General features: G+C 61.4%; 11 protein-coding genes and 1 pseudogene. 5 read left to right on the plus strand and 7 right to left on the minus strand.

Annotated elements, in window-relative coordinates; translation table 11 throughout:
• Positions 1-539 precede the first annotated feature (539 nt).
• Positions 540-839, plus strand: coding sequence for a hypothetical protein (locus tag VSR82_RS34805; RefSeq protein WP_429455744.1), 300 nt, complete (start codon positions 540-542; stop codon positions 837-839).
• A gap of 355 nt (positions 840-1194) precedes the next feature.
• On the opposite strand, the gene tssE is transcribed toward VSR82_RS34805, so the two are convergent.
• From tssE to tssK, 6 genes are all read right to left on the minus strand, one after another.
• The gene (tssE, locus tag VSR82_RS34810) at positions 1195-1620 is read right to left on the minus strand and encodes a type VI secretion system baseplate subunit TssE (RefSeq protein ID WP_429455743.1); all 426 of its coding nucleotides are present in this window, start codon (positions 1618-1620) and stop codon (positions 1195-1197) included.
• 14 nt (positions 1621-1634) lie between these two features.
• A complete protein-coding gene (gene tssH, locus VSR82_RS34815) occupies positions 1635-4358 on the minus strand; it encodes a type VI secretion system ATPase TssH (RefSeq protein WP_498858499.1) in 2724 nt (907 codons plus the stop codon).
• A 125-nt stretch (positions 4359-4483) separates the two neighbouring features.
• A complete protein-coding gene (locus VSR82_RS34820) occupies positions 4484-4969 on the minus strand; it encodes an Hcp family type VI secretion system effector (RefSeq protein ID WP_018434322.1) in 486 nt (161 codons plus the stop codon).
• Positions 4970-5070: 101 nt separating this feature from the next.
• The gene (locus VSR82_RS34825) at positions 5071-6825 is read right to left on the minus strand and encodes an OmpA family protein (protein ID WP_498858500.1); all 1755 of its coding nucleotides are present in this window, start codon (positions 6823-6825) and stop codon (positions 5071-5073) included.
• Positions 6822-7553: a DotU family type IV/VI secretion system protein gene (locus VSR82_RS34830; protein WP_498858501.1), complete on the minus strand. Its 732-nt coding sequence runs from the start codon at positions 7551-7553 to the stop codon at positions 6822-6824. The genes VSR82_RS34825 and VSR82_RS34830 overlap by 4 nt, the downstream gene beginning before the upstream one ends.
• Positions 7553-8902, minus strand: a complete 1350-nt coding sequence (tssK, locus tag VSR82_RS34835) for a type VI secretion system baseplate subunit TssK (protein WP_498858505.1) — start codon at positions 8900-8902, stop codon at positions 7553-7555. The genes VSR82_RS34830 and tssK overlap by 1 nt, the downstream gene beginning before the upstream one ends.
• Before the next feature lie 608 nt (positions 8903-9510).
• Here tssK and tssB point away from each other — a divergent pair.
• The 4 genes from tssB (at position 9511) to VSR82_RS34855 (ending at position 15978) form a co-directional block, all read left to right on the plus strand.
• Complete coding sequence (gene tssB / locus VSR82_RS34840; protein WP_368587150.1) at positions 9511-10023, plus strand: type VI secretion system contractile sheath small subunit; 513 nt, start codon at positions 9511-9513, stop codon at positions 10021-10023.
• Between the two features lie 75 nt (positions 10024-10098).
• On the plus strand, positions 10099-11655 hold the full coding sequence (tssC, locus tag VSR82_RS34845; protein WP_498858502.1) for a type VI secretion system contractile sheath large subunit: 1557 nt from the start codon (positions 10099-10101) through the stop codon (positions 11653-11655).
• A gap of 99 nt (positions 11656-11754) precedes the next feature.
• Positions 11755-14091 carry a type VI secretion system Vgr family protein gene (locus VSR82_RS34850; protein WP_498858503.1) on the plus strand — a complete coding sequence of 779 codons (2337 nt, stop codon included), beginning with the start codon at positions 11755-11757 and terminating at the stop codon, positions 14089-14091.
• Positions 14092-14412: 321 nt separating this feature from the next.
• A complete protein-coding gene (locus VSR82_RS34855) occupies positions 14413-15978 on the plus strand; it encodes a hypothetical protein (RefSeq protein ID WP_498858504.1) in 1566 nt (521 codons plus the stop codon).
• Here VSR82_RS34855 and VSR82_RS34860 read toward each other — a convergent pair.
• Positions 15944-16061: pseudogene (locus VSR82_RS34860) on the minus strand (IS5/IS1182 family transposase); the annotation flags it as partial. The gene VSR82_RS34855 and the pseudogene VSR82_RS34860 overlap by 35 nt on opposite strands.

A 16061-nucleotide genomic window follows, 5' to 3' on the forward strand; every position in this document is an offset into this window, starting at 1 on the left:
TCAGGCTCATTCAATCCGATAAACCAACTACGGTCTGCAATGACACGAACGTTGCCGCTGGCGATAGAGCGACGTGCCGCTACAGACGCTTTATTCAAACTCCACGGACGATGAGATCAGACGCAAAGTACTTTATCGAACCACAAGCGGATGACGGCGAACCGGTTGGGGCTAGGCCCGCCAGAAGGGTGCCCACGATGGCAATGATAGTGTTCGGACCACTGAAGCGCCGTGCGAGTTCCGGTCTTTATTTTGGGATATAGCTTTTTTATTTCGAGATCTTTCGCATGGCTTGATTCGTCACGGTCTACTCAATTGGATCTGAATTAGCGTTATCCACTTGTAATCCGCTTTTGTCGTCCGATGAGATCACTATTGCGCATGTGTGACGCAGGAATTGGCACGCCGAAAACAGGGAAAGCCCTAACCGAAAACCGCCGAAGATCTGACAATTTTTCACAATTGCGAGTCGAGAATGATGCAGCATCGACACATGGCGAAATGCTGTTGTGTAGAAATGGCTGAAGACGGAGAAGAGTATGGAGCAAACCTATCGTTATCGTGGATTCGACATCGTGGTCAACGCGTTGCACGCAACGCATACGTGTTCACATGTCGGCGGTGTCACTGCGCGGCGTACGTACGTGGCGAACGTTACGTTGAAGACGCGGCTGATCGGCGGCGAGTGGTCGACTGCTTTTCGCGTCGGTCCGCTGCCCGGTCGTTCGGCGACCGATTTGTGGGAAGTACTGGCGGCTGGATTCGCGGCCGCCACTCGGGTCGTTGACGATGTGGTGAGCGTGATGGGTGATGGCCTCCTCGCGCGCAAGGCGGCCTGAGGCCGTGGCAAGCGTGGAAATAAGAGATAACCGCGCGTATCTCTGCGGTGCGTGTGGGTCCCAGGCAGGACGTGCCCGTCTCCTCAGCGTCCTGTTGTCTTAATCCCGCTCCCCCTGTGCGGGATTTTTTTTGCCCATTTGAAATAGCGGGCGCTCGACGACGCACTGCCACATCGGCATGAGAAAAGACAAGAAAAAAGCCTCGAACGCGAAGCGCGATCGAGGCTGCCGAAGGACCGACTCAATGCCTGTCCGGGGAAGGTCGATCGGACCCGTGATCGACCTTCCCCACTATAGCGAGTTGTCCGCCTAGTAGTTGTGAACAAATGTCTCAATCGGATGCGCGTAGCATTGATTACCCGCGCCCCCGCATCCGCCGTCGTACATGCAGCCGCCCTGGCGGCTCGAAATACGTGCCGAAGCGCACGAGCCCGGCCTTCTTCAAATGACACGTCATTTCGAAACTGACCAGCACGCCCGGATCATCGTTCTCGAGGATGTCGATGTCGATAGCGCGAATACGGGGTTCGTATTTAAGCAGTGTCGCTTCCATCTGCTGCTTCAGCGCGTGCGCCGACGACGGCAACGCCTTGTAGATGTTCGTCATGTCCGGCAGACCGTAGTCGGGCAGGTGCTTCAACGCGCCCGCGCGCGTGTTCAGAATGCGCTGCACGTTCTGCTGCACGCTCAGGCATTCGAGCGTGCGGTCGTCGTAGGCGTCGAGCGGCTTGCCGCCGATCTGGCCGAGCAGCATGTCGTAGAGGGACGGCCCAGCTGGCATCGAGTGGCGCACCGTCAGCCGTGCGCTGAATGCTCAGCAACGGCTTCTTCGCGATCGACAATATCGATCGTCAGATTGCCTTCGGGGGAACCGGTCAGCAAGATCCTGGCGGGAGCGATTCCGCATGCCATCCGCGCGAGCAGTTCGCGCGATACCGTCGGCAGAATGCGCTGATTCAGGAACGCATCGACATTGCGCGCGCCCGAATCGCGCGCGAGACACAGCTCGGCCATCGCATCGATCAGCGCTTCGTCGCAGCTCAGTTCGACGCCGTGCTGGCGGTGTAGACGCTGCGCGACTTTAGCGAGCTTCAGGCGCACGATCGAGGCCAGCGCGCTCGCATCGAGAGGGCGATACACGAGCGTCTGGAAGCGCGCGAGCAGCGCCGGTTGAAAGTGGCCGACGAGCTGCGGATGAATCGCTTCGAGCAGTTCGTTGTGCGAGACGCCGGGGTTTTCCGCGGTCGTCTCATCGATTTGCGCACTGCCGAGATTGGACGTCATCAGGATCACGCAGTTGCGAAAGTCGATCTCGCGCCCCTCCCCGTCGCGCATCATGCCGCGATCGAACACCTGATAAAACATGTCGAGTACATCGCGGTGCGCTTTTTCGACTTCGTCCAGCAGCACGACACTATACGGACGCTGCCTCACCGCCTCCGTCAGAATGCCGCCGCGTCCATAGCCGACATAGCCGGGCGGCGAGCCCTTCAGTTGTGAGACCGTGTGCGACTCCTGATACTCAGACATATTGATCGTCGTCAGCGCGGCTTCACCGCCGAACAGCAGATCGGCGAGCGCGAGCGCAGTTTCGGTCTTGCCGACGCCCGATGGCCCAACAAGCAGAAACACGCCGAGCGGCGCATGTTCATTCTTGAGCCCCGCCTTGGCGGTGCGCAGGCTTTCGGACAGCGCGGCGAGTGCGTCGTGCTGCGCGACGACGCGTGTCGCGAGCTGCGTTTCCAGCGTCAGCAGGCTTTGCAGTTCGTCTTCGACGAGGCTGCCAACCGGCACACCGGTCCATTCAGAGACGACACGTGCGATCGCCCGGGCGTCGACGTCCGCAAAGATCAACGGGGCCTTGCCTTGTGCGGTCGTGAGTGCGCGACGTGCCTGCGCGAACGCGGTGGGATCTCGCGTGACAGCGTCGCTATCGCGTTGGCGATGCAGCGTTTGGACGAGCTCGAGTTCCTGTTCGTAGCGTGCCTGCAGCGCCGCGCGTTCGGTCTTCGCGTTCGCGAGCGCGGCGCCCAGCGCGCCGCGGCGTGCTTCGCCGTCGTCGATGCCGGCGCGTTCGTCGTCTGCGAGCGTCGCGTGTTCGAGCTGCAGCGCGGCGGCAACGGCACGCGCGCGTTGCAACTCGGCCGGCGGTGCGTCGAGCCCCATGCGCACGCGCGCAGCGGCGGTGTCGATCAGATCGACGGCCTTGTCCGGCAACTGCCGTGCGGGTATGTAGCGACGCGACAGCTTGACCGCGGCGATCAGTGCTTCGTCGCGAATGTGCACGTGATGGTACTGGGCGTAGCGGGCTTTCAGACCGCGTAGCATCAGGCAGGCCGCGTCGTCGTCGGGTTCGTCGACTTTGATGATCTGGAAGCGGCGTTCCAGCGCGGCGTCGCGCTCGAAGAATTGCTTGTATTCGGACCAAGTGGTCGCCGCGATCGTGCGCAATTCGCCGCGCGCGAGCGCGGGCTTCAGCAGGTTCGCGGCGTCGGCGCCGCCCGCGGCATTGCCGGCGCCGATCAGCGTGTGAGCTTCGTCGATGAACAGCAGGATCGGCACGGCCGAAGCCTGAACCTCGTCGATCACGTTCTTCAGGCGTTGCTCGAATTCGCCCTTTACGCCGGCGCCCGCTTGCAGCAAGCCGAGATCGAGCGTGAGGATGCGCACGTCGCGGATCACGTTCGGCACACTGCCATCGACGACTCGCAACGCGAGCCCTTCGACGAGCGCGGTCTTGCCGACACCCGGCTCACCGACGAGAATCGGATTGTTCTTGCGACGGCGCGCGAGCACGTCGACCATCTGCTGGATCTCGCGGTCGCGCCCGAATACCGGATCGATGTCGCCGCGGCGCGCCTTGTCGGTCAGATCGAGCGCGAAGCGGGCGAGGGCGTCGGCGCTGGCAGGTGTTGCCTCCGTTGTGCGAGAGACGACGTTCGCCACCGAGGCGGTCGCCGAAGGTTGCGGCCGCTTGGGTTGCCGTTCGTCATCTTCGCTTCCGCTTTCGATTTCGATGTCACTTTCACACGACTGATGCGCAATTCGCGGCAGCAAACGCTCAATTTGCGCGCTGCTGACGGCAAGCAATGGCCACGCATGCTGCGCGCGCAGTATATGGGGCGTATCGACGATCGCCTGCAACAGATTTCCGGAGCGGATTCGCGCGCGGTCGCTCTCCGAAGACGCGTGAAACCATGCATCCGCAAGCAGTGCCGCTAGCTGCGGCGACAGCGCGGGCTTGCCGCGCAGATTGCGCGGCAGACGATCGATTGCACCGAGCAGCGCATCCCACAGCGCGCCGATGTCGATCGTGTAATGCCGCACGATAGCGGGGATGTCGCCGTCGCCGGCTTCGATCAGCTTCAGCAGCCAGTGCTCGACTGTGATCTCGTCAGCCAGCCGCGTCTGGCAAAGACTGGCGGCCGCTTCGAGCGCCTGCGCGCAGTGTGGGTTCAGTCGGCGCAGCAGCTGAGTGGTGTCCCCAAAGGCGCTTCTTCGGTCGTCGCGCAAGCTCATGTCGGCAGTCCGGTCACGGAGGGAAGCGGCGAGCACGCGGTGCACTCGCCGATGAAAAAGGACCAGCCCGCCCCGCGGACCGGTAAGGGCGCGTCGACGCGCTGGTCTCGCATATCACGCGGAAATCAGGAACGCTCGTTCCAGGTATCTTTGTGGATGATGTTGCCGTCCTTGTACGACCACGTGATCGTCTCGTAACGCAGCTCGACGTCTTCCAGGTGGTTGTGCTTCTCGTAGTCTGGGTTCTTGATGTCGAACATCTTGGGCTTGACCGCGACGATCTTCACGTTGTCGAGCTTCGTGTTGAAGTATTCCTTCTCCTTGCCGGCGTCGTCGATCTTGTACCACCTGATCTCGACCGACTTCAGCGTCTGACCGCTCGTGACCGCCTTGTACAAGTACGGCGTCGACGAGTCGGTTTCCTTTGTCAGCGTGATGGGTTTGTGCACGCGGGTACCGGTCAGCTTGCCGGTGTTGCCGTCGGTCGGGATATGCACGCCGTGATCGAACGCGACGAGCTCGACGCTGCCTTCGCGGCCTTGCACCGTCACCGAACCCTTGATATCAGCGCCGCCGTCGTCCTTGAGCCACATGTAGGCCGGAATTGCCATACCTTCCACTCCTTGATTTTTCTACTGCGAAAACCGCCCGGAGCAGCCCCCGAGCTTCTGAATCCCGAAGCGCGATGCTTCGGGGGCGAAAGACTGTAGTGTTATTGGGTGGTGCGAGCGTCCGGCACGAGCGTGATTTCGACACGCCGGTTCTTCGCGCGTCCGTCGTCCGACGCGTTGCTCGCGATCGGCCGCGTATCGCCATAGCCCTGAATCGCAAACTGCGTCGGCGCGATTCCCGACACGTCGATCAGCCAGTCGCGCACGGCTTGCGCGCGTGCGGTGGACAACTTCAGATTGCTCTGCGGATTGCCGACGTTGTCGGTGTGCCCGGCGACCAGAATCCGCTTGTCCGGATACGCCTTGATCATTTCGAGCGCACCGACCATCGCGCGAGTCGAGCCAGGCTTCAGCTGAGCGCGGCCGCTGTCGAATAGCGACATGCTGTCGAGCATGACGACCGCCGGCGGCGCAGGCGGGGGCACGTACGATGCGATCGCGGTGTCGAGCGCTGGCAGCACCTGTGCACCGCGATACATGCCGAACGCCAGTCGCAACGGCACGCCGATGCGCGCGTAACGGTCGAGCTGATCGCGATCGACGACGAGCGCGTGCAGTGCGTCGCGTTTCGCGTTGTCGTGCGCGGCCGAAATCATTGAATAACGGCCGAGATCGGCGCCGATGCGGTCGAGCAGCGCTTCGTTGTTTTCCGCGGCGGACCACGATGCGACGGCGGCCGCGCAGGCGAGCAGGGTCAGCGCATGCGCGCCGGCGATGCGGCGCGGCGACCTCCAGTAGCGCCGCGGGGTTGCTTCGATCAGCGGTTGCGGCAGCGGCCACGGCAGCGGCGATGCGCCGACGATGGCGCGTGTCACACAGGTTTGCCTCTGCACGTCGCGTTCCCACGGATCGGCCGAACCGCTTGCCGGACCGCATTCGATCCAACCGGCTCCGAACAATTCCCACGGCGTGGCGGGATGCATCCGGTCGGTCAACGTGCCGATCACGACGCGCTGCGTCCAGCCGACGAGCGACGCGAGCGCCGCCGCGCGCGCGGCACCTGTAGCAGTGGTGGCAGCCGTGCCAGTGCCCGCGTCGCGAGGCAGGCGCTGAGTCTCGGCTTCGGCCGCGCGGACGATGAGTTCGAAACGCTCGGCATCGACGATTCGCTTCGCCGACGACACCCCGTACCACGCAGGCATCGACAAACCGGGCGGGCGTGTGGTCAGCCGCTGATAGACCGCGACATAGCCGGGCAGGCTCGTGCCTAGCGTGCGGGCGGCATCGGCGACGCAATGGCGCACGACGCGCAGCTTCTGGGTGAGCATGTCGGGCCCGACATGCAGCGCGGGCGCCACCGACAGCACGACGCCATCGGGCGCACGTCCGTCGCGCCACTGCCTGAGCGCCACCGCGAGACGCGGCAACTGCTGCGGATCATCGACGCGCAACCAGATAGCGCCGTCGCCCACATGTGCGAAGCGCTCCTCGTCGTTGCGATCGAACAGAGCCGGCAGACCGTCGCCGGTGACGAGCACAAGCGGCATACAGGTGCGCAGCTTCGGCGGAATCTCGGCGGTCGCGGCGCCGAGCGCGGCCAACACTTGCGCGCTGCGTTCGCGCGCGCTGGACAGCCACATCGTGCGCCATCCGACGAGTGCGCACACGAGCAAGGCGACGGCCGTCGTCAGCACCGGAGCGACGCCACGTCCTCCCGGCAGCACGAACCAGATCACCGCGAGTGCCAGCGCGGCCGCGAACACGAGCATCGCGCGCAACGGATAACCAAGCCCCTCATACGCACGCTTGGGCGTGCGCGCCGGCGTCTCAGGCAGGATGCGCAGATCGGACTTCACGGCCGGGTGACCTTCGTTTCCACGAGTTGCGCTAGCTGTGCGTCGAGCGCGGTCGACCACACCACCCAGACGATGGCGGCGACTACGGATGCGAGCCCCGCGGTTGTCCATGGCGAGAGCCGGCAAAACCAGTCGGACAAACGGCGATCAGGGCGATCGGCAATGAAGGTACATGCGGGCGCCGGGCGAAGGTCTTCCAGCTGCGCATGCAGCGAGGTCATCAACGCCGCACGTTCCGCTTCGCCGTCGCGCGCAAACCGGCCGATGAAGCCGAGGCTCAGAATCGCCGCATAGCATTCGAGCAGGTCGACGTGCGGCGACGCTTCACGCATGCGAGCCTCGAGCCGTTCGAACACGCGCTCGCCCGCGTCGTGCAGGTTGAACAGCTCGACTTGCAGCGGTTTGAGTTCCCACGCCGCTCGGCTCTCTGCCGGCAGATAGCGCAGCGCGACTTCATCGAGCAGCCCGCATTGCGCGAGCAACGCTTCGCGGCGGACTTCGTCCGCATAGCCGCGCCGCTCGAGTTCCGTCGAGAAGTTCGCGATCAGCAATCCGCAACGATTGCGGAAGTCGGTTGCGTGTTCCACGTGGCCCCCGGGCGTGAGCGTCGTAACGAGCAGCGCGGTGTCTCGCAGCAGATCGCGAATGCCTTCACGCGTGACCCGGGCCGCGCCGGCCATGCTATCGGGCAACGCCACTTTGGTGGCGTTTCGGGGCAGGGCGTTCATCAGCGCAGTACCGCGTAAAGTTCGAGCGATGCGTCGGGCACCGACGCCGGCAGATAGATCTGGCAAGCGCGCGCGGCGAGCATCTTCGCGTGCGCGGCATTCGCCGCATCGAGCGCGAAGTATTGGTTATCGAGGCGCACCGGAATCGCGGCCGGCACGCGCGCTACCGCCTTGAGCGGAATGCCGAGCAGCGCCGAGTTGACGATGTGCTCGACGTCGTCGGGCGCGCCGATCTTGCACAGACGCGGGAACTGCTCGGCGAGCTCGAACGCCGGCATCGGCGCGCTGACCGACAGATACCAGTCGGCCGCGCCTTCGACGATACGCTCTTCGAGGAACTGACCCGCCCACGTGGTCGCGCTCTTGCGCGTGAGGCCGATCGACACGACGCGCGACGGAATGATCGCATCGAGCAATTCGCGGATCGTGGCCTCGAGCTTCGTGAACACCTCGTCGGCGCGCGCGTGGTCGTAGGCGGGAACGTCGGCGAGCTGGGCGCGCGTCGAGAACGTTATCAACGTGCCCACGAGTTGCGCGAGCGTCGTGTACAGCTGCTCGGGCGAGCGGCGCGGATGCGTCGCATAGAGCCGCAACTGCGGCCACGCCGCGTGAATGCAGTGCAACAGCCAGAACAGTTGCACGTCGGCGACACCATATTCGGCGACCTGCTCCAGCCGTTCGTTGCGACGCGCACCGAGCACGACGCTCTTCGCCTGCAGGATATCGGCCAGACGATTAATGCGCTCGAGGTGCAGAGGGTGACTACCGAGCGTCAGGCACGGCGGAACGAAGCGATGATCGACCTGAAACTGGCCGCTGGTGGTGCGCGTGAGCCGTGCGATCGCGCAGACCGTGTCGTCTGCATGCGATTCGAATTCGAACAGCAAGCGCACTGCGTGGCGCTCGGACGCGATCTCGGTTTCGCTGCCGCCGTTCAGATCGACGACCTTGACGAACTCGCGATACGCGCGGCGTGGACGCGCAAGCGACGTTTCGTCAAACCGGCAGTTATTGCCGTTCGCATCCGGCAACGCGAGCGCCGCGAGCACGACGACACTTTGCAGGTCGGCGGCCATGCCCTTTGTCAGATCGCGCGCGGCGGGCAGAGCGTCGCTAAGCGTGGTGTCGATCGGCGTGCCGTCCGCGAAGCGCAACTTGAGCCTCGTGATCTTCAGACGGCCCGTCGCCAATGCTTCTTCGTCGACCTCGACGCCGAGCGTGCCCCACGGCTCGGCGAGCGCGCAGGTAGCGAACTGCTGTAGCGCGAAACCGGCCCAGCGTTCCTGCTGCTGGAAGTGCTGCTGCGTGAGGATGAGGCCCTCGTGCCAGAGCGGTTTGTCGATCCGCATAGGTGTTTTGGTCTCTCGAGTGTTGGTCATTTAATCCGGATTGCTCCGGGATTGCGGATTCTATACGTCTTATTTGGAAATCGTATACCCATATTTATATCAAAATTAAAAAATATCACAAAAGTTCAAACATTTTATATTGAGATGTGGGATGCATTTATCCTGAGGAGGCGATATTTAATTGAGATAGCGTTAAAAACTATGCAAGCTAAATTAACAAATTCGGGAAATTGTTCGTTCCCGCTGAACTCGTGGAGCAGCCGTCGGGACGAGGGTTCCTCACTGAACGTGCGCAAGGAAGTATATGGGCTGACAGCGGCGCTGTAGTCAGATAATTCCGAATCAGGAATTGCTTCACTCTTTTTCACATTTTGTCTGTTTTTGAGTTATCAATAGGCTTTGACGTCGCGACAATACATCTGCTTTAATATTGGTGGTATTAAAAAAGTCGCGCGCGTCGAAGCCTTGAAGAAGGGTGTCGTCGCAATCCGTTGTGAGTCGCGTATATCTATTTATTCGCGCTCCCGGATATTCGCGCGAAGGGAGCCGCCGCGTCGGACCGTGCGAGATCTGCGGGCGCATCGAATCGGACTACATGGGGAATACGTATGGACAGCTTTCAGCGCGAAATACCGAAGAGTCGCGTCTCAATCACGTTGGACCTGCACACGGGCGGCGCCCAGAAGAAGGTCGAGCTGCCTCTGAAGCTGCTGGTCGCCGGTGATTTCAGCGCGGGCCGCGAGCAGGCGCCGCTGGCTGAGCGCACGAAGGTCAACATCGACAAGAACAACTTCGACGCCGTGTTGGCCGATTACGCCCCGGACCTGAAGATCGCCGCCGAGAACACGCTCGCCGGTGACGGGTCCGAGTTGCCGGTCAAGCTCGCGTTCCGCGCGATAAAGGACTTTGAGCCGGAGCAGGTGGCGCGTCAGATTCCCGAGTTGCAGGCGCTGCTGGCGATGCGCAATCTGCTGCGTGACCTGAAGTCGAATCTGCTCGACAACGGCACGTTCCGCCGCGAGTTCGAAAAGGTCCTGAAGGACAAGCGTCTGTCGGACAGGCTGCGCGGCGAGCTCGCGCAAATCGCGACGGCCGCGACCCGGCCGGAAGGCCATGCCTGAAGCCGAGGGAGGGGCGAAGAAGGTCCTTCGCTGCCTTGGAACTACATCGCTGCAAAAACGCAGACAGGAATACAAATGGAACAGAATGAATCGCGTCAGGGCGCGACCGAGACCGTTGTGCTGGATGCCGCTCAGGACGCGTCCTTCGCCAGCGACAGCGTTTACGCGTCGCTGTGCAACAAGATCAACCTGAAACCCGTTTCAGAGGCGCGCCCGCTCGAGGCGTTCCGCGACAACGACATGCTGTCCGAGGCGTCGGCCGACGAGCGCATCGCGCGCGGCATAGGCGCGTTTCTCGAGCTCGTTGCGCAATCGAGCCAGCCGGTCGAGCGCCTCGACAAATCGCTGCTCGATTTTCATATCGGCCAGCTCGATCGTCAGATCAGCCGCCAGCTCGATGCTGTGCTGCACACGCCCGAGTTCCAGGCGCTCGAAGGCCGCTGGCGTGGTTTGAAGATGCTGGTGTCGCGCACGGATTTCCGCAAGAACGCGCGTATCGAGGTGCTCGACGTGTCGAAAGATGCACTGCAACGTGATTTCGAAGACACGCCTGAGCTGATCCAGAGCGGCCTGTATCGCCTCACGTATGTCGAGGAATACGACACGCCGGGCGGCCAACCCATCAGCGCGCTGATCAGTGACTTCGAGTTTGCGAATTCGCCGCAGGACGTGGCTTTGTTGCGCAATATCTCGAAGGTCGCGGCGGCGGCGCACATGCCGTTCATCGGCTCGGTCGGCGCGGCGTTCTTCGGCAAGAAGTCAATGGAAGAAGTCGCGGCGATCCAGGATATCGGCAACTACTTCGATCGTGCCGAGTACATCAAGTGGAAGAGCTTCCGCGATACGGACGACGCACGCTACGTCGGCTTGACGATGCCGCGCGTGCTTGGTCGTCTGCCCTACGGAAAGGACACGACGCCTGTGCGCGCGTTCAACTACGAGGAAGCGGTGAAGGGCCCGGACCACGACCGCTATCTGTGGGTGAATGCGTCGTTCGCGTTTGCGGCGAACATGACCCGTAGCTTCGTGAACAACGGCTGGTGCGTGCAGATTCGTGGTCCGCAGGCGGGCGGCAAAGTCGAGAACCTGCCGGTCCACCTATATGACCTCGGCACCGGCGTGCAGCCGAAAATCCCGACCGAGGTGCTGATTCCGGAAACGCGCGAGTTCGAGTTTGCGAATCTCGGCTTTATTCCGTTGTCGTTCTACAAGAACCACGACTTCGCGTGTTTCTTCTCGGCGAATTCGACACAGAAGCCGGCGCTGTACGAGACTAGGGAAGCGACTGCCAATAGCCGCATCAACGCGCGGTTGCCTTACATCTTCCTGCTATCGCGCATCGCGCATTACCTGAAGCTGATTCAGCGAGAAAACATTGGAACGACCAAGGATCGACGGCTGCTGGAACTCGAGCTCAACAACTGGATCAAGGGTCTCGTGACCGAGATGAAGGATCCGGGTGATGAGTTGCAGGCGTCGCACCCGCTGCGTGAAGCGAAGGTGACGGTCGAAGACATCGACGACAACCCGGGCTTCTTCCGCATCAAGCTCTTCATCATCCCGCACTTCCAGGTCGAGGGCATGGATATCGGTCTGTCATTGGTGTCGCAGATGCCGAAGGCGAAGAACTGAGCGGGAGTTTTTTGCAAGAGTTTTCGGGGGAGTTGCCGGAGCGGTCGTTAGCGGTTGCCTCCGGCGACGTCGTGACGCTGCGCATTCAAGAGGAATTCCATGTCGATGGTATCGCCGTTGCAGGCTTATGAATTGAAGCTGGCGCCGCATCCCGCGCCGTTCTCCGTCTTGAAATTCAGTGGTGTCGATCAGGTCAGCCAGTTGTACAAGTACGAGATCGAATTCACAAGCCCGGTAGCGGGTATTCCGATGGATCAGGTGCTGGGACGTCCGGCGCGGTTCGCCATTGAACCGGGAGATCCGGATATCGACTATCTGCGCAAGATGTTTGGCGAGAACGCCGGGCGGTTCAGCGCGAGGCCGCCCGCGCACACGATTCACGGCATCGTGACGCAGTTCGACGAGTTCGACACCTCGGTTGATGAAACGCGCTATCGGGTCGTGCTGGAACCGAAACTCGCCGACCTCGATCGCGGTGTGACGAGCCGGCTGTTTCAGAAACAGTCGGTCGAGGAAATCATTACCGATACGTTACGCCACTACGGGTATCGCAGCGGGGTTGACTTCGTGTTTCAGTTGCGTGGGCAGTACAAGCGCCATGAGTACGTCACGCAGTATCACGAGACGACCTTCAGATTCATTCAGAGGCTCTGCGCGCGGGAAGGAATGTGGTTCCGGTGGGATCAGAAGAAAGACCGCGCGATGATCGTATTCGGCGACGATCTCGATGCGTACGCACGCAAGCAGCGAACCGTGCCGTTGCGGCGCGATTCGGGGCTCGAGAGTGTCGGCGCGGATGCGATCACCTCGCTCGAGCGGCGAACGCGGCGAGTGACCGAAGCGGTGCGGCTGCATGACTATAACCATCGCCAGGCCGGTGTGTCGTTGCTTGTCGAGGAGAACACAGTACGCGGCGACAGCACGACGAACGGGGTCGACTACCACTGGGGCGAGCACTACGAAACACCTGAAGAGGGGCAGCGAATTGCCCAGTTGCGGCATGAGGCGCATCTGGCCGCTCAGGTTGCTTTTACGGGCACGGGGAATCCGTTCTGGCTCGAGGCTGGTGAGGTCATGTCGATCCATCCGAATCCAGCCGATGCGAGGCACGGAATCTTCGTGACTTCAGTGAAGTCACGGGGCGCTCGTGACCACGCGTATCAGGTGACATTCGAAGGGATCCCGTCCGATCGAGTGTGGCGGACTTCAATGACGTCGATTTCTCGGCCTGCCATCGATGGGATCTTGCCGGCACGGGTTACGTCGCCTGGCAACTATAAGTATGCGTATCTGACCGAGCAAGGTTGGTATGTGATCGTGCTGCCGTTCGATCTCGACCAGTGGAGCCCGGGTGGAACGAGCCGACCGGTGCGGTTCGCGAAGCCGTATAGCGGAGATGGTTATGGGCATCACTTTCCGTTGATCGATGGGGCGGAAGTGGCGATCGTGTTTACCGCTGGGGATCCGGATCGGCCGGTGATCATCGGGGCGATGCACGACAGTTTGCATCCGGATGTCGTCAATAACCTCAACAACACTCGCAATATCGTTCGGACCGCGGCGCAGAATGAGTTGCGGATGGAGGATAAGGAAGGGGTTGAGCATATCCATCTGGCTACGCCGTTTCAGACTAGTGAGCTTAATCTGGGGCATATGGTTGATGGGGAGAGGAGGGAGCGGGGTCACGGCGCCGAGCTGAGGACAGATGGATATCTGTCAGCCCGGGCGGCGAAAGGCGTGTTGCTTAGCGCCGAAGCACAGCCCGGTGCTACGGGCGAGCAGCTCACGATGCCTAACGCGGACGCAACGCTCCAGCAAGCGGAGCAAGTCCTGCGCTCTCTCAATGATTCAGCAAGAGCCGCGCAGGCGTTGCTGGCCGAAGTCGATCAGCAACGTTCGCTCGTCGAGCAGAAGATCGCAAAACTACGGAAGCCGGTGATCGTGGCGAGCGCACCTGAAGGCGTTGGTCTGGTGAGTGGTGAGCATATGCAGTTGGCCGCGGCAAAGCAAATGTTCGTTACAGCAGGTGAAGGAATCGACTTTGGCGCGCTCAGGAGGATCACTGCGGCGGCGGGGGAGGCGATTTCGTTGTTTGCCGCGAAGCTCGGCATCCGGCTGTTCGCGGCAAAGGGAAAAGTCCAGATTCAAGCTCAGGGTGATGCGCTCGAATTGATGGCGCTTACCAACGTTGCAGTCAGCTCGTCAACAGGCGCAGTGATCATTACTGGGTCGAAGGGCATCACGCTGGGTGATGGGGCAGGCGCGTATCTAAAGATCGCCAACGGAAAGATCGAGATCGCGAGTCCAGGCGAAGTCCAGGTCAAGGGCGGTCTAGATGTCGAAGGTCCCGCGCAGGGCAATTTCACCTTCCCACGCTGGCCCGGTGCGCCCCTTCAAGACGTCGAGGGAAACATGAATTTCGGGTTTTCTGAATAAGCACAATCATGGCAAATATGACTCGACCGTCGAATCCACCCAGCACGCCCGTGAAACTGCTTGCTTTTGCGTATCCGTTTCGCAAGAAGGCCCAAGGCACGGATGGGCCGCCTGCAGACTTTATAGATGAGCATGAGTTTCACCAACTGTTGAGGCGGGAGCCTTCCGGCGCCTACGCGGTCAGCGGCAAAGGCATGTGGCACGGCGGAATACACGTGACCGAAGCGGGCGCAGGCGCATCACTGGATCTGAAGGGCGGGGTGCGCTGTATCGCGGATGGCGAAGTGGTGGCATGGCGCGTCGATCGCATCTACCCGATAAGTGAAATTCCTGCGCGAAACGGGCAGCCTGCGATCAGTGCACCGTACAGCACGGGTTTCGCATTGGTGCGCCATTCAATGGAGTTTTCCCAAAGACAGGAAACTGACCTTTTACAGCCTGTACGCACATCTGCAGGACTTTGCGGACTACGAGAACGACGCGCATCTTCCCAAACCGAAGTACTGGGCGCCGCGCTTCGAGGTGACCACCTATGCGCAGGACCGTCCCGCAATCGGGTCAGGTGGCCAGTCGGCACCCGCCGATCAGCGGGGGCTGCGAGTCCGGGTATCAAAGCCGCATGGCAAGGTGCGCTGCATCCTCCCGCACGGGGCGCAGGTTAGCGTTGGAAAACGCGATGGCAACTGGGGGCTGATTAAAGATGCGAGCGGTGTATCGCCCTTTCCGGGGACCGCAGGTGGCGTCGCTCATCCGGCAGTGGGCGGATGGATGTTTCTTGGGGAAGAACACGGTGGTCCGGTAGTCAAGGAGGTGATGCCAGATTCTTCACTAGACCGGGTAGTCGTGTTGTCTAGCCCGTCCGAAGTGGTCCCGGTGAAGGCGGGGGAACTGATCGGCCATCTTGGGCGCTACGATTCGTTGTCCCAGCAGACTTCCGGCAACCGGATGGTGCACATCGAAGTCTTTTGTGACGACAGCGTCAAGTCATTCATCGACGCTGGGCGTGCCTGGATCAGGCAGAACGGCGCTCATGTCAGTGCGTGGCAGCAGTTGGTCCTTCCCAGCGAGCCAACGATTCAGCGGATCGATAGTGGGACGACCTTGTACAAGCGGCACGATGAGGAAGGGGCTCAAGCCCCACAGACTGGTGTAATCGAAGTCTTTCCACTAGGTGCGCTTGCGAAGGGAAGTGCGGATCGTCAGTACATCGAGACAGTGGCTGGGAGCGATGGCGACAAGCGGCGCTGGTGGAAGATTGACAGCGCGGATGTCCGTCATCAGCCGATTGATGGCTGGGTGCGGGAACAGAGCTTTGCGGGCGGAACCGTAACGCGGGAGTTTGCGCAGAAATGGGTGGACTTCAAGACGCTGGACGACGCGCATGATCCGACGCATACGTTGTTTGCGACGACGAACGGGTTTGTCGACTATTCGATCGGTGCAGACGTGCCGGACGTGGGTTCTCTGGGCAAGCTCAGTCCGCTGATGACATCGATTTACCAGGCGCTGAAGCTGGCTGGTGACCGCGCGCAGGCGGCCGATGACCTGCGTAACGCATCGAGCGACCCATGGACGGCGCTGCGCATGTCGAGGCTGATTATTCAGCACGAGAGCGAGTGGGCGAATCCGGACAAGTGGAAGCAGTTGATTGCTGCCATTGAGCAGCGCACGGGGCCGAAGCCGGAGCACATCGAGGAACAGAGGCGGAGTGAGAAGCTGGTCTGGTGGGATGCGGTCAAGGCCGGGCTGGCTGACTTCCCTGCGTCGAATGTGTTTCATATTCATCCGATTGGGTTGGTGGGGAATTTTCTTCGTGTCCCTGGCCAGGTCACCGTTGAAATGCTTAGAGCCGCTAACACAAGTCATCAACGAAGCGCGAGCAGATAACGGCAGCAGCCAAGGAAAGCAAAGCACTATGAATGTCGAGACGCCGTTCGAAACGAATGCGCAGTTTGCCGAAACCGGCAAAC

This window comes from Burkholderia sp. JPY481, assembly GCF_038900515.1.
Taxonomy (GTDB): Bacteria; Pseudomonadota; Gammaproteobacteria; order Burkholderiales; family Burkholderiaceae; genus Paraburkholderia; species Paraburkholderia youngii.